At 55.0% G+C, this 14,135-nt stretch carries 14 protein-coding genes; 6 read left to right on the top strand and 8 right to left on the bottom strand.

The annotated features are described in order from the left end of the window. The first annotated feature begins 117 nt into the window (after positions 1 to 117). Positions 118 to 1,413 carry an NRAMP family divalent metal transporter gene (locus EJE49_RS13545; protein ID WP_124951707.1) on the top strand — a complete coding sequence of 432 codons (1,296 nt, stop codon included), beginning with the start codon at positions 118 to 120 and terminating at the stop codon, positions 1,411 to 1,413. A gap of 21 nt (positions 1,414 to 1,434) precedes the next feature. Here EJE49_RS13545 and gspN read toward each other — a convergent pair whose 3' ends face one another. The 8 genes from gspN to gspG form a co-directional block, all read right to left on the bottom strand. Beyond that, entirely contained in the window at positions 1,435 to 2,178 is a 744-nt protein-coding gene (gene gspN, locus EJE49_RS13540) for a type II secretion system protein N (protein WP_124951705.1), read from the bottom strand. Between the two features lie 2 nt (positions 2,179 to 2,180). After that, positions 2,181 to 2,669, bottom strand: a complete 489-nt coding sequence (locus EJE49_RS13535) for a type II secretion system protein M (RefSeq protein WP_124951703.1) — start codon at positions 2,667 to 2,669, stop codon at positions 2,181 to 2,183. After that, on the bottom strand, positions 2,666 to 3,871 hold the full coding sequence (gspL, locus tag EJE49_RS13530) for a type II secretion system protein GspL (protein WP_223246965.1): 1,206 nt from the start codon (positions 3,869 to 3,871) through the stop codon (positions 2,666 to 2,668). The genes EJE49_RS13535 and gspL overlap by 4 nt, the downstream gene beginning before the upstream one ends. After that, a complete protein-coding gene (gene gspK, locus EJE49_RS13525; RefSeq protein WP_124951699.1) occupies positions 3,868 to 4,782 on the bottom strand; it encodes a type II secretion system minor pseudopilin GspK in 915 nt (304 codons plus the stop codon). Before gspK ends, gspL begins: the two co-directional genes overlap by 4 nt. Continuing rightward, positions 4,779 to 5,378: a type II secretion system minor pseudopilin GspJ gene (gene gspJ, locus EJE49_RS13520; RefSeq protein ID WP_124951697.1), complete on the bottom strand. Its 600-nt coding sequence runs from the start codon at positions 5,376 to 5,378 to the stop codon at positions 4,779 to 4,781. The genes gspK and gspJ overlap by 4 nt, the downstream gene beginning before the upstream one ends. After that, positions 5,375 to 5,770 carry a type II secretion system minor pseudopilin GspI gene (gene gspI / locus EJE49_RS13515; protein WP_124951695.1) on the bottom strand — a complete coding sequence of 132 codons (396 nt, stop codon included), beginning with the start codon at positions 5,768 to 5,770 and terminating at the stop codon, positions 5,375 to 5,377. The genes gspJ and gspI overlap by 4 nt, the downstream gene beginning before the upstream one ends. Next, positions 5,751 to 6,248: a GspH/FimT family pseudopilin gene (locus tag EJE49_RS13510; RefSeq protein WP_124951693.1), complete on the bottom strand. Its 498-nt coding sequence runs from the start codon at positions 6,246 to 6,248 to the stop codon at positions 5,751 to 5,753. Before EJE49_RS13510 ends, gspI begins: the two co-directional genes overlap by 20 nt. Before the next feature lie 73 nt (positions 6,249 to 6,321). Next, a complete protein-coding gene (gene gspG / locus EJE49_RS13505; protein WP_189941932.1) occupies positions 6,322 to 6,753 on the bottom strand; it encodes a type II secretion system major pseudopilin GspG in 432 nt (143 codons plus the stop codon). 293 nt (positions 6,754 to 7,046) lie between these two features. Here gspG and EJE49_RS13500 point away from each other — a divergent pair, with 293 nt between their 5' ends. The 5 genes from EJE49_RS13500 to EJE49_RS13480 all read left to right on the top strand — a co-directional run bounded on the left by EJE49_RS13500 (position 7,047) and on the right by EJE49_RS13480 (position 14,105). After that, positions 7,047 to 7,469 carry a type II secretion system protein N gene (locus EJE49_RS13500; protein WP_189941930.1) on the top strand — a complete coding sequence of 141 codons (423 nt, stop codon included), beginning with the start codon at positions 7,047 to 7,049 and terminating at the stop codon, positions 7,467 to 7,469. Between the two features lie 183 nt (positions 7,470 to 7,652). Continuing rightward, positions 7,653 to 9,797, top strand: coding sequence for a type II secretion system secretin GspD (gene gspD, locus EJE49_RS13495; RefSeq protein ID WP_223246964.1), 2,145 nt, complete (start codon positions 7,653 to 7,655; stop codon positions 9,795 to 9,797). Positions 9,798 to 9,799: 2 nt separating this feature from the next. Then, entirely contained in the window at positions 9,800 to 11,275 is a 1,476-nt protein-coding gene (gspE, locus tag EJE49_RS13490) for a type II secretion system ATPase GspE (protein ID WP_124951687.1), read from the top strand. A gap of 9 nt (positions 11,276 to 11,284) precedes the next feature. Continuing rightward, positions 11,285 to 12,490 carry a type II secretion system inner membrane protein GspF gene (gene gspF / locus EJE49_RS13485; protein WP_124951685.1) on the top strand — a complete coding sequence of 402 codons (1,206 nt, stop codon included), beginning with the start codon at positions 11,285 to 11,287 and terminating at the stop codon, positions 12,488 to 12,490. Positions 12,491 to 12,782: 292 nt separating this feature from the next. After that, positions 12,783 to 14,105, top strand: coding sequence for an ice-binding family protein (locus EJE49_RS13480; protein ID WP_124951683.1), 1,323 nt, complete (start codon positions 12,783 to 12,785; stop codon positions 14,103 to 14,105). Positions 14,106 to 14,135: the final 30 nt, after the last annotated feature.

Raw genomic sequence — 14,135 nt, 5'->3', positions numbered from 1 at the left:
TGATCCATGGCCTATCTGTGCGATAGCGCACGGAACTGTATTGGTCCGCGCAGCTAGTATCGTAGCCGTTAGCAACGGTATTGCCTGCGACAGGTTGTTGTTCCTATAGGGCGTCATATGGCACATGTGAAAGTAGCAGTAAGCAGTGAAGATGTAGGTAAGGTGTCCTGGCTAAAAAAGCTCGGCCCGGGTCTGATTACAGGTGCTGCCGACGACGATCCCAGCGGCATCGCCACCTATTCACAAGCTGGCGCACAGTTTGGTTTAAGCATGTTGTGGACGGTATGGCTGACTTACCCGTTGATGGTCGGCATCCAGGTTATCAGTGCCAAGATTGGTCGGGTCAGCGGTCATGGTCTGGCCACCAATATGCGCCAACACTATCCGGCCAAGCTGTTATACAGCATCGTCGGGTTGCTGTTAGTGGCCAATACTATCAATATCGCTGCTGACGTGGCTGCCATGGCGGATGCGTTGAAGCTGATGGTAGGCGGCGGCCCAACGCACTGGTACGCCGTCGGTTTTGGCGTGGTATCGCTGTTGCTGCAAATATTTATCCCGTATAGCCGTTACGTGCGGGTGTTGAAATGGCTTACCCTGTCATTGCTTGCATACGTTGCCACTGCGTTCGTCATACACATACCGTGGACGCAGGTGGTAATCAATACCATGCTGCCGCATCTGTCCTGGCAGCCGGCGTACATCACCACTGTCGTTGCGGTGTTCGGTACCACCATTAGTCCTTATCTGTTTTTCTGGCAGGCTTCGCAAGAGGTTGAGGAGCAGCATGCTAATCCGCAGGCAAAGGCGTTAAAAAAGGCGCCTGAGCAGGCAGAAGCCAATTTCCGGCGTATCAAGCTCGATACGTATATCGGTATGGGTTTTTCCAATTTGGTCGCTTTTTTTATCATTCTGACGACCGCCGTGACGCTCAATATGCATGGTATAACCGAGATACAGACATCGGCACAGGCGGCGTCAGCACTGCGTCCGATCGCTGGGGATTTTGCTTTCTGGCTGTTCAGTGCGGGCATTATTGGTACTGGTATGCTGGCAATTCCTGTTTTGGCCGGTTCCGCTGCCTACGCGCTAGCTGGTGCATTCAATTGGCGCAACAGCCTGGAACTTAAACCAAATAAGGCCAAGGGCTTTTATAGCATTATCGTCATTTCTACGTTAATCGGTGTCGGTCTCTGCTTTACGCCTATCGACCCGATTAAAGCTTTGTACTGGAGCGCGGTCATCAACGGCGTCATTTCCGTACCGATTATGGCGGTGATGATGCTGATGGCGACACGCGCGGATATCATGGGGCAATTCGTCATTTCACGCAGACTGAAAGTGCTGGGCTGGGTATGCACAGTAGTCATGGCGATAGCCGTGATCGCCATGTTCTGGTCGTTCGGGCAGTGAAATGCGCCCAGTACTGTTGGTTTATTTGAGCTGCAATTCGTAGCTGCCCGCACCACGCGTTACTGCAATCAGGCGTAACAGCGGATCAAGTTGTTGCTGTTGTTGCGGTGGAACCTGGGCAGTCGCCAGAAAATTCGGCTTATCCCCGTTTGCCCAGGTGCCTTTGCCATCCAGCTTGAGCGGCCCTTGCAGGGTACGCAGCAAGGCATGCGTGGTGGCGCCGTCGCCATTAAGTGTCAATTCATAGTCTCCCAGTGGCGAAACGGTGGTAAACGCTGATCCGGCATCGCGCCATTGCAGGCTGGTATTGCCCTGCATACGGTCGGATGCGAAAGTGAGGTTGGCGACGTGCAGCGATAGATCACCGCTCAGACCCAGCGGTGCTAATTTGGGTATGGCCAGACCCAGGACTGTGGCTGGCAGGTTGATGTCGGCGTTCGTAATCTCAACCTGGGATACCGATAATGTTACGGTAACCGGCTGGGTCGATTGCGCCAGATTGAGCAGGTAAACCAGATGTCCGCGCAGTAACGACGCGGGCTGCATATGCCAGGCCAGACTTTGTGCACCACCAGCTCGTCCACTGGTATCCCGTATCTCAAGTTGTCCCGTCCCTGACCATAGCGTGCCCTGTGTTTCAACCAGACGCAATTTGCCCTGACTGATGCGCTGCAAGGCCGTATCCATCAATGTTGCGGGCGCGGTAATGATAATAGCTAGCGTATAGACTGCAAGTCCAATGGTGATGATAGTTAATCGCTTCATGTTCAATGCTGGGCGCGTTGCAGCGTCGCAGTCACGCTGACCATGCCCGGCGCAGGCAATGCTTCAATCTGGCTGGTATCCAGTCGGATTTGCTGCGCTTTCAGGCTGGTGACCCAGTTGAGCCAGTCGCTGAATGCAACAGCGTTGAATACCACTTGCACATGATCAGCATCAGGAGCATCCATTTTAATCAGCGCATGAGTTAATCCTGCTGCGTCGGTTTGTGCTTGTACCAGTGTGCGCAGATCAGTGTGCGAGGCAGGGGGCGTGGGAACAGCACGCAACTGTCCGAGCTCGATGCTCTGCTGTTCGAGCTGGCTTGCCTGCGCTCGCAACGTCGTCACGCTGGCACGCAATCGTTGATGCGCTTTGCCACCCGACTGTATCAGCCATAAATACAATGTGGCGCTGATGATGATGCTGAGTATGACGATGAAAGTGCGCTCCCGCGGCGCCCGTGATTCCCATGCTTTGCGTAGTTGTGTTTTCATGATGCCCTTATGATCAGGAGTGTGCTGGTGCTGGTGTCATTGCTGGGGGCAGCGTCAACGTTCAAGCCGGATTGGCGTAGGTGCGCCATGATGGTTTGCACCATGGTGTTTTCGTTGCTGGTCAGCTTGAGTGTCATCTGGCCACTCTCATAGGACACGGCGCTGACTGTTCCGGCAGGCAGTGTTTTTGTCGCTGCGGCCACTTGCACTATCATCGGTAAAAAGTCCCCGCTGTCGGCCACGCCAGCACTATGCCGGGCTTCAGCGAGTTTGCGGCGCATTTGCAGGGCTGGATCGACTACGGCAACTGCATCGGGAAAGCTGGCGCGAAACTGCATTTCCATTTGCTTGCGTAATGTGTGTTGGTCGCTGGCAAGTATTGACCAGTCAGAGATGAGTGCGACAGCATGCAGCGTCAGCGCGGCACCCAGTATCCAGGCTGCCGGTCGCAGCCGTGCAGCCATACCGGTTAGGCCACGCCAGCGTTCGCGTTGCTGCGCCATGCTGATGCCAGCATTGGGCGGAGCGGAGCGCCAGTCCCAGGTGCCGGCGATGTACAGCGCTGTGCCGAGTTCGTGTTGCCATGCCGCAATATCCGGTACAGCATCCGCCGTTGTCATATACAACGCAATTGATGTCGGGCTGGCATCGCGTGTTTTTGCTTCTTCCAGCATGAGGCGCAGAAATAGCGGTGGTGTAGTCTGGTCGCCACTGTCCGTTGCTGCACCTTCGAATGTCCCGGTACGCACAAAGCCTTCGCTGCCATCCCAGGCAACACTCCATTCATTAGCTTGTATCGGCAGCAATAGCGTTTCGCTGTGCACTTCATCGACGCGTATGCCAACCGCGCCGAGTGTGAGATACCAGCGTGCGAGTCCTTGCTTGTCGATCACGGCAAGCGCATCTTCTTCTCCGGTTGATCCGAGCCAGCTTACCTGATTGACATCCGGGTCAGCGGCGGTTTTATCCTCAATCGCGAAAGCCAGCAGGGATCCGCTACGGTGTCTGGCACTCTGTGGTATGCGTGCGCGCGTGATCAATACCTCAGCTGCGGGGATGACCAGTTGCACACGTTCAACGTGTTGCGGCAGATCGGTGAGGCGGCCTGCGCCGCTAATCGGTTCGCGATGGTCACTGATTAATACCCATTCACAGTGCTGTGTTTGATCGAGTAGTGAGCCATAGATGCGGAGTAAGCTCATAGCATTTTTCTCCAGAGTATAGTTGGCCAATTGGTGTTGGTGCGCGCGAGCAGGGCGATACTGCGCGCCTGTGCGCTGCCGATGGTGACGCGCATTTTCACCTGAAAGTAATTGCTGCTAAATGCGATGTTTTCAGCTGCTGGCTGAATATCCCTGGGCAACTGGTTGAGGAAATCAGCCTGGTCACGAAAATAAGTACTTGTGCGTTTTGCAACCAGAGCACGGGCCGCGTCCAGACCCAGCCCGTCAATCTCCGCGGCAAGGACTTCAGGCGATGCGGTATTCACGTTGACGGCAGTGAACACAGGCAATGCCGAGACGTAGGGGCGAAGCCGCTCGCGTACGCCATCATCAAAGCCGCGCACCAGCGCCAGTTCGGCTATATCAATCAATGGCCGGTTGGCCGTGAGGTAAGGTTGCGGTAATGCCAGATAATAGGCATCTTCGGCGCCTCCTTGCGGCTGGGCCTCGCTGTCGGTGTCGATCCAGTCGGCCGCAGCGTCAGCGAGTGTGGGCGGCAAACTGAGTATGGATAGCAGACGTTTAAAACTGGCGAGCTGGGCGAGATTGACTTTGCCATCTTTCACCAGATTGTTGAGATTGAACTTGCCCTGCTGATCCTCGATCTGACCGGTAAGGCTACCGTTTTCAACAGGAATCGGCGGCAGCCGTAGCGCCCATGCTTCCCCCAGGTAGTCGACATTGCTCACGCGGCGATCATCGCTCAGCAGTGCGCGCGTCCAGTCCAGGCCAACGGCAATCAGCGTTTGCGCCTGGACGTGATCGCTGGCCAATTCATTTTGTCGCATCCAGGTGCTTTGTGTGGTCATCATCGCTGTTGCTGCCAATGCAGCAAGGGCGACTACGCCCATGGCGAGTACGATGGCGACACCGCGTTGTCGGGTTTTCATGATGTTAAGGTAAAAATACGCACGATATCTTCGCCGGTAGTGAGCACAATACGCAGGCGTATGGCTCGGGGGACGGGGGTGTCATTCGGTGACGACGGCCATGTGTTAATCCAGTTAAGGTTCATATCCAGATACTGCATTTCAAATCTGGTTACGCCACTCAGCACGGGATAGCGTACCGGCAGTGAAGCAGGTGGCATGTCCAGTACCGGCCATAGCCACAGTTCTATCTGCTGTTTTTCGTTGAGTCGATAGGCAATGCGTCGTGGCGTATCCATGCCCTCGGACGAAGCAAAACGACTGAATGTCAGGCGCGGTTCATACACGGCATCAGCCTGGCCCAGCCATGCCGGTGCAGTGCCGGTTGCCGTTCGTACGGGCCGGGGTGCTGCGAGCTTCACGTCGTGTTCGAAGCGTGCGAAAAAAGCAGTCACGTGGCGCCATTTTTCGGTTTGCTGCTCTATGTGTACGCGTGCATCCAGCACTGCGCTCAGGCCGCGGTAGGACATGAGTGCCAGCAACGAGAGTATAAGCAGCGCGGTGAGTAGCTCTATCAGGGTAAATCCGCGTAGTGAACTGCGCGCAGCGATGTTCATTGGGGCGTACTCGGTGGCTGACTGACAAATCCGACCAGATGTGCGAGCACGTGAGTGTCCTCGGCTACGGCGTATACACTGATATTGACCCGACGAAACGCTGTATTGGGGGTGGCGATAACTTCTTCGCGCCAGATGAAAGGCATGCCGCCCTGACGCTGATTACCGCTTTGCGTGCCAATTGGTAGCCAGATGTCGCGTGCACGCTGTTCCGCCAGCACATTTTCAGCTACCCAGCCGGCGAGCAGGCGTGCGCGCAATTCGCCAACGCTGTTTGTGCCACCGCCCGCGACGCGCAAGGAGGCAAGCAGGGCGATGGAAATGATGGCAAGCGCAACCAGCACTTCTATCAACGTAAAACCGCTGTGCTTTTTATTGTGCCAACTGAGCATTTGCGCCTCCCGTGTCGGGTAACACGCTTACGTCGCCAACCGGTGAATTCGCTATGGTGAAATGCGCGGTACCCAGCGACATTTCTACGCTGAAGACGAGCATCGAGCCATAAGGAGAGAATTCCACCCGCATGGGTAGTGATGAGCGCATGTTTTCTATACGCAGGTTGGTAATCGTCATTCCTGCGGGCAGGGTGCGCGCTCGCAGTAAGTCATCTTGGCTAATTTCGGACCAGCCTGTGTCTTCACTGAATCGCCAGAACCGATAGCCGCGCCCATCGGCAGTCCATGCGACAGGCTTGCCGCTGAAGCGTGATTCTGTTTCGGCAATGTTCATCAATTGCACCAGTCTGTTCACTTCAACACGCAGTAATGCGCTGTTGTCAGGCTGAATGATAGTGCTCGCCAGCCCGACCAGTATGCCCATGATCAGCAACACGATCAGCATTTCTATGAGCGTGAAGCCGCTAATTTTCATGCTTGTGTAGCGTTTATGTGCTGACAACCGCGTTACCTGATTGTTTGCCGGGGATAGCATCAACTAACCCGGCCTAGAGCGACCAGGAGCCTATATCCGCATCGTTACCTTCACCACCCGGCGCGCTGTCGGCACCCAAACTGAAAATATCGATCTCGCCGTGTACGCCGGGATTCAGATATTGGTAAGGATTACCCCAGGGGTCTTTCGGCAGGCGCTCGATATAGCCACCGGCTTTCCAGTTGAGTGGTAGCGGCGCAGTGGTCGGCCGCACGGCGAGTGCCTGCAGACCCTGCTCGGTAACTGGATAACGCTGATTATCCAGACGATAAAGTTTGAGTCCCTGCATCAGGCTCGCAATATCCTGCTTGGCCGCCATGACGCGCGCCTCGTCAGGCCGGCTGATGATTTTCGGTACCACCAGTACGGCGAGTATGCCCAGAATGACGACCACTATCATCACTTCGAGCAACGTAAAACCACGTTGCCAGTTCGTTACTTTCATATCTGCTCCCAAGTGTTGCATTACACCGAGCGCATGATGATTTTGCCCTCTGGCGAGATGGGGCCAAGTATCTGCTTTGGGCAGAATTCGTTCTGTGCGATAGCGCACATACAGCCGAAATTTTTTACTCTACCATGCCTGGCATATGGGAATTTTCCGTCTGACCGGATGCGGATTCATCTGGCCGAATAGGGTGTGTGCCGTCATTCCATGTGGTGGTGCGCCAGCAATGAAAGAAGCAACTGTCCTCATTAGATAGATCAAATTTTGCTCAAACTGCCGCGGTTAATTCGGTGACGATTACTGCTGTGGTGGTGCTCGCCCTGGTGGTGGCTTACTGGACCTGGGAGTGGTTTGCGCCGCTGCCTGAACCGCGCGCGCAGGCAGCCGCCAAGGTGTACGAGCATGCCGGATCAGCGGATGGTTTGTTTGGGAAAACGGAGCGGAACAGTAGTCGTGTCTCTCCGACAGGTATCGCGATCCGTTTGCTGGGCAGTGTGGCGGCAACGCCGGGTCGGCGTGGTTACGCGATCGTGAAACTGGAGCCGAAACAGATACTTACGGTGCAAGAGGGAGACGATATCGCTCCGGGTATCCGGCTTGAGGAAGTCAGTACGGATCACCTCGTTCTGGTACGTGGCGGGATTCGCGAAACGCTGGCCTGGCCCGAGAAAAGCCTGACTGCAGGACCTGTTGTCCCGCCAATGAACAAATAGAGACCTTTGCACGATGTAGCGAGCGCAGTTCAGATGAGGCGGAAATCAGCGAAAAAGCGGAGTGTACAACTAGTACATGAGCATTTTGAGCTGATTTCCAACGAAATATGAACAAGCGCAGTAATCGTGCAAAGGTCTCAAACAAAGAATGCCGTGATAAATGATGCCATGTAAGGGGTTAAGATGAAGCGCAGCTGGATAAAAACTGGATTTTTGTGCATGGGGGTGTTACTGCCTGCCGGACAGGTGTGGGCTGTCAGTGATTCTGCGCCCCCGGCTATCATGGCATCGGTAGAAAAACCCCGGCAAGGCGGTGTCCCTACCGGAGCGGATGCGGTCACGCTTAATTTTGTTAATGCCGATATCGAGGGGGTAGTCAAAGTCATCAGCGATATCACAGGCAAGAATTTTCTGCTCGACCCGCGCGTCAAAGGGGTGATCAATATTTACTCGGCAAAACCGATACCGCGATCTTCGGTTTACGATGTATTTCTGTCTGCGTTACGTTTGCAGGGATTTAGTGTAATCGAAGACCGGGGACTGGTGAAAATTGTACCCGAGGCAGATGCCAAGCTGAATTCCAGCCCTACATTTGGTGCAGCGGAACAGGCGCGGGGTGGTGGCGACCGCATCCAAACCCGGATTTTTACCATGAAATACGAATCGGCAGCGCAGATGGTACCGATCCTGCGTCCGCTGATTGCACCCAGCAATGCCATTACCGCCTATCCGAATAGCAATACGCTGGTGATTACCGATTACGCAAGCAATCTGCAGCGGCTGGAAAAAATTATCGACTCCATTGATCGACCAAACGGCAGCGACCCTGTCATCATTCCGCTACAGTACGCTTCTGCGGTTGATGTCGCGGTTACAGTGAATCGTCTGTTCGACGAAGCGACACAGGTTCAGGGAACTACGGGTATAGAGCCGATACAGCGCATCACCGTGATTGCGGATGTGCGTTCAAATAGCCTGCTGGTGCGCTCAAGCAATCCGGCGCGGCTTACCCAGTTGCGTAAATTTGTGGCCATGCTCGATTCGCCTACCAATGCGGGTGGCAACATACACGTCGTCTATTTGAAAAATGCCGAAGCGGTAAAACTGGCTGAAACCTTGCGTGCTATCTATCAGGGCGATACCGGCAGTGCCAGCGTGACATCACGTTCAGCGAGTGCGACTACCACACTTGCTGCACCTGTCGTAATGCAGGCGCAGGGTGCATCGGCTTCGCTGGGTCCAAATCAGACTTCGAGTGCACCAGCCATGCCTGGCATCATTCAGGCTGATGCGGCTACCAACTCGATTATTATTACCGCGTCTGATGCGGTTTACAATAATTTGCGGGCTGCACTGGATAAGCTGGATGTGCGCCGTGCACAGGTCTATGTTGAAGCGCTGATTGCCGAGGTAACGGCTGACAAGGCGGCAGAATTTGGGATTCAATGGCAGGATTTGAGCGGTCTTGGCGGCACTAGTGCCCAGGCTTTCGGCGGTACCAATTTTGGTACGCCGGGTCAGAATATCGTTGGCATTTCCAAGAATCCAACCGGTATTTCACCAGGACTGAATATCGGCATCGTCAAAGGCCAGATCAGTATCCCCGGTATCGGCCAGATTCTTAATCTTGGCCTGTTGGTACGGGCGCTGCAGTCAGATGCCAATGCAAATATTCTGTCCACGCCAACCCTGTTGACTATGGACAACGAAGAAGCCGCCATCGTCATTGGTCAGAATGTCCCTTTTATTACCGGTCAGTATGCGACGTCGGGTGCTGCCACTACCCCCACGCCGTTTCAGACCATAGAACGTCGCGATGTCGGCTTGACGCTGCGGATCAAGCCGCAAATCTCCGAAGGCGGTACGGTACGCCTGCAAATCTATCAGGAAGTCTCCAGCGTTCAGGATGCGACTAATGCTGCGGGTGTGATCACCAACAAGCGGGCTGTGTCCTCGACGGTACTGGTCGATGACGGGCAGATTGTGGTGATTGGTGGTCTGATTCAGGATACCGTCAGCGACGGCGAACAGAAGGTGCCGGTGCTGGGTGATATTCCGTGGTTGGGGGGCATGTTCCGCTACAAGACGCGCTCACATCACAAGACTAATCTGATGATATTCCTGCGGCCAACGCTGGTGCGTGACAGTCAGCGCGCAAACACATACACCAGTGAACGTTATGATTACATCCTCGGCGAACAGCGCAAGGCACAGCCTGCTCATGATGAGATTCTGCCAGATATGGTGTCGCCTACTTTGCCGCCGCGGCCGTTATCACCTACGCCGCCACCGGTTGAAACGCAGCCAGCCCATGTTGGCGGGGTATAACCATGAACCGTGCGGCACTCAAGATTCCTTATGCGTTTGCCAAGAGCAACGGGGTGGTGGTTACTGCGCTGCATGACGATTACGCCGAGGTGGCTGTGCGCAGCGATGCGCAGTCAGGCGCACTGGCCGAGTTGCGGCGGATATTAAGCGTGCCGCTACGTGCGCGCCGCATTGACAGTGTGGAATTTGACGAACTGGTCAGCGCGTCATACAACGGCGCTAATGCGGGTGCAGCTGTACTGGCTGACGATCTGGCACAGGATCTGGACTTGTCCAGATTATTGCAGGAAATCCCCAAGGTTGAAGATTTGCTCGAGAGTCAGGACGATGCGCCAGTTATACGCCTGATCAATGCGCTGTTCACACAAGCGTTGCGCGATGGCGCATCGGATATTCATATTGAACCATTTGAAACCCGGTCGGTAGTGCGGTTACGCATAGACGGGACGCTACGCGACTTGATCGAGCCTGCGCGTGCATTGCATGGCGCCATCGTCTCCCGTATCAAAATCATGTCGCAGCTGGATATAGCGGAAAAGCGTCTGCCGCAGGATGGTCGCATCACCCTGCGCGTGGCGGGCAAGCCGGTTGATGTCCGCGTTTCTACGATACCAACCGGGCATGGCGAACGCGTGGTGTTGCGCTTGCTCGACAAGCAGGCGGGACGTCTTGACCTGACCAAGCTGGGTATGGACGATGCCACGCTGGCGCATATTGATAAACTGATACTGGAGCCGCATGGCATTGTCCTGATTACCGGGCCGACTGGCTCGGGTAAGACTACTACGCTCTACGCGGCACTATCACGACTGGATGCGTCTGCGCTGAATATCATGACGGTGGAAGACCCGATTGAATATGACCTTGATGGCATCAGTCAGACTCAGGTCAATCCGCGCATCGAGATGGGTTTTGCGCGGGCATTGCGCACTATCCTGCGGCAGGATCCGGACGTGGTCATGATCGGTGAAATCCGTGATCTGGAGACGGCGCAAATTGCGGTTCAGGCCAGCCTGACCGGCCACCTGGTATTTGCCACGCTGCATACCAATGATGCCATCAGTGCAGTTACCCGACTGGTTGACATGGGGGTGGAGCCGTTTCTGCTGTCCTCCAGTCTGATCGGCGTGGGCGCACAACGTCTGGTGCGCCGTCTGTGCATGGCTTGTCGCAAACCTTTCTCCGCTGATGCCACACAATTACGTGCGCTCGGCTTCACGCCTACCGATGGCACGCTGTATTCGGCACAAGGCTGCCCTGCCTGCAATCACACCGGCTACCGTGGCCGTACCGGTATTTATGAATTACTCACCGTCGATGACGACTTGCGCCGTCTGGTGCACGATCGGGCTTCCGAGCAGGTGCTGCGTGCCCACGTGGTGTCGCGCGGCATGCGCTCGTTGCGCGATGATGGCATGCGTCTGGCTGCTCAGGGGCTGATCAGTCTTGAAGAAGTCGTGCGCGTCACGCGCGAGTAATCACCCATTATGGAAGCATTTCAATATCAGGCGCTAGACGCCGCCGGCCGTAGCGTATCAGGTGTAGTGCAAGCCGATACCTCGCGTCAGGCGCGCACACAGCTGCGCGCGCAAGGCTTGCTGCCGGTAGAGGTCAGTCAGGTTCATGCCCGCGCCCGTGCGAGCGTAGTGTGGGCGCGAGGCATCTCGGCGACGGAACTCAGTTTGCTGACCCGGCAGATGGCCACCTTGCTCGACTCGGGGCTGACGCTGGAGCAGACGCTCAATGCGCTGATCGAAGAAGCGGCCGAGCCGATGACGCGCGAGGTGCTTACTGGTGTCAAAACCGAAGTAACGTCAGGTCAGTCATTAGCTGAGGCGCTGGGGGCTTTTGACAAGAGTTTCCCCGACTTCTATCGCGCACTGGTGCATGGTGGTGAGGAATCAGGCGCGCTGTCAACCGTGTTGCAACATCTTGCCGATTATCTCGATGCACGTCAGGCGTTGAAACAGAAAACCAGTCTGGCGCTGCTTTACCCTGTTCTGGTCACCATCGTGGCGGTTACGATAGTCACTGGTTTGCTGGTTTATGTGGTGCCGCAGGTGGTGCAGGTATTTCAGCAATCACGGCAGAGCCTGCCGTTGCTGACACGCTCGCTGATCGCCCTGAGCGATTTTTTGCGGGCGACCTGGCCGTATCTGGTGGTCATTATCGGTGCTGCGATTACTGCCGCACGCATGGCATTGCGTAGTGATGTGAACAGACGGCGCTGGCATGCACTGTTGTTGCGCACGCCATGGCTGGGGCCGTTAATTCGCAGCATCAATACTTCACGCTTTGCCAGTACGCTCGCCATTCTGGTTGGTGGCGGTGTGCCGTTGCTTTCGGCATTGGCATCTGGTGCCAGAGTAATGACAAATATGGTGTTGCGGGAAGCGGTTGAGCACGCCATAGAGCGGGTGCGTGAAGGTGCGAGTCTGGCGCGTGCGCTGGGCGCATCGCGGGCGTTTCCACCGTTGCTGATACATATGGTCGCGAGCGGCGAGGTGAGCGGCAAGCTGGAACAGATGCTGCAGCGCGCCGCGCAACTGGAAACACGCTCGCTGGAGCGACGCCTGACCGTGTTCCTGACACTGCTTGAGCCAGTAATGATACTGGTGATGGGTGGCATCGTGCTCATGATCGTGCTTGCGATTCTGCTGCCGATTATAGAAATCAATCAGCTGGTGCATTGAGTGCTGACGGCATCTCTAGGTTTTTGTTTTTTTGATGTTTTCAATTAAAAACGGCTTTTATGTGTGCTAGCGCACAGATCGTCATTATTGAAAGGCGGATAACCATAAAAGGTATGAGAAATTGTCCCGGTTACGGTTGCTCGCATTTCTGAATTTGAGTCAATCAGCCCGAGACTCGCATAACTGTGCAGTGTGTCTGTATTGAATGCTGTGTTAAAGCGCCGGTCATGATATCGGTGAGGGGGCGGTAGATTACACCCGTTTTTTAGCGTAAATTTAAGAGGAGAAGCAAATGAACAGATTCGTAGGCATTACTAAACCACTGATGTGGTTTACGGCTCTGCTACTCGCCGTTTCGGCAGCAGGATGTGGAAGCGGTGGCGGTGGTCAAGGCGCGATTTTGGGAGCACCCGTTGCGCCAATTTCTGTTGCACCAGCAGGTGCGATTGTTCCCGGAGCTGTATGTACGGCTGCCACGGGCCCCACAATTCCTACAGTGACGGTGTCTGATCCTACGGATGGTAATCAGTCCGCAACGACCAGTACGAGTGGTGTTGCTAACGCCGGTAAATTGATCACGGCCACTTTCAGTATAGCGATGAATCCGGCAACCATTAATTCCACGACATTTACGCTGGCTCCATCTGGCGGATCTGTTCTTACCCCCGCATCGGTAACCTATAACACAACCACACATGTAGCGACTTTAACAACAACATCTGCGTTATTGGCTAATACTGCTTATCTGGCAATCATTACTCAGGGTGCTACAAGTGCTGCGGGAACCCCTATCGCGTGTAGCTATGCATGGAACTTCAAGACCGCGGCTGCAGCTACTACAGGTGCGGCACCGGTAAATCTGGGAACAGCCACATCATTTGCTATCGCGGCTGCTGCGGGAGTGACTAATACCTCTACCACACCGCTTAGTCACATTAATGGGGATGCGGTGCTGGATCCAACCACGACCTGTAATGGTGTGACTATTGATGCTGCCGGAGGTTTCGGTACTTGCGGGGGATCTGCGCCAACCATTACCGGGACGGTAATCAGTCCTTTGTTCAATACAGGCGTTACCTCAACTGCCATCAAGAACGACTTACTCGCAGCATATAACAGCATAACGCCTGCAAATCTTCCTGGAGCTACTGTACTTGGATGCGGAACGATAGGAACCGGTGGTGGTGCGGGCGCAGGCATAGGTTGTGCGGGTAATGCCACCCTTCCTCCCGGTGTCTATATCTCCTCCACAAATTCAACTATTGGGGTAACAGGCGTACTCACACTTGATGGCCAGGGCGACACCAACGCCACATTTATTTTCCAGGCACCCTCTGCGCTTACCACTGCAGCAGGTGCGCCTGGGCTGCCTGGGAGCGAGATAGTGCTGATCAATGGCGCCAAGGCATCCAACGTATTCTGGCAGGTTGGTAGCTCTGCGACTATTGGAACCTACGCCTTGTTCCAAGGAAATATATTGGCTGATACAACCATCACTATGGGAACCAGCTCAACGTCCTGCGGTAGATTGTTGGCTGGGGCAGTTACAACCAGTGGCGCGTTTGTGTTCGATACCAATGTGGTTTCCGTACCAGGTAATGGTTGCCCATTGTAAGTACGGCAAGGCCTACATTATTACAGTAAC

It is taken from the genome of Sulfuriferula thiophila (assembly GCF_003864975.1).
In the GTDB taxonomy this organism is placed as follows: domain Bacteria; phylum Pseudomonadota; class Gammaproteobacteria; order Burkholderiales; family Sulfuriferulaceae; genus Sulfuriferula; species Sulfuriferula thiophila.
Note: the sequence above shows the minus strand (reverse complement) of the source record. Positions and strands in the feature narration are given on the sequence as shown.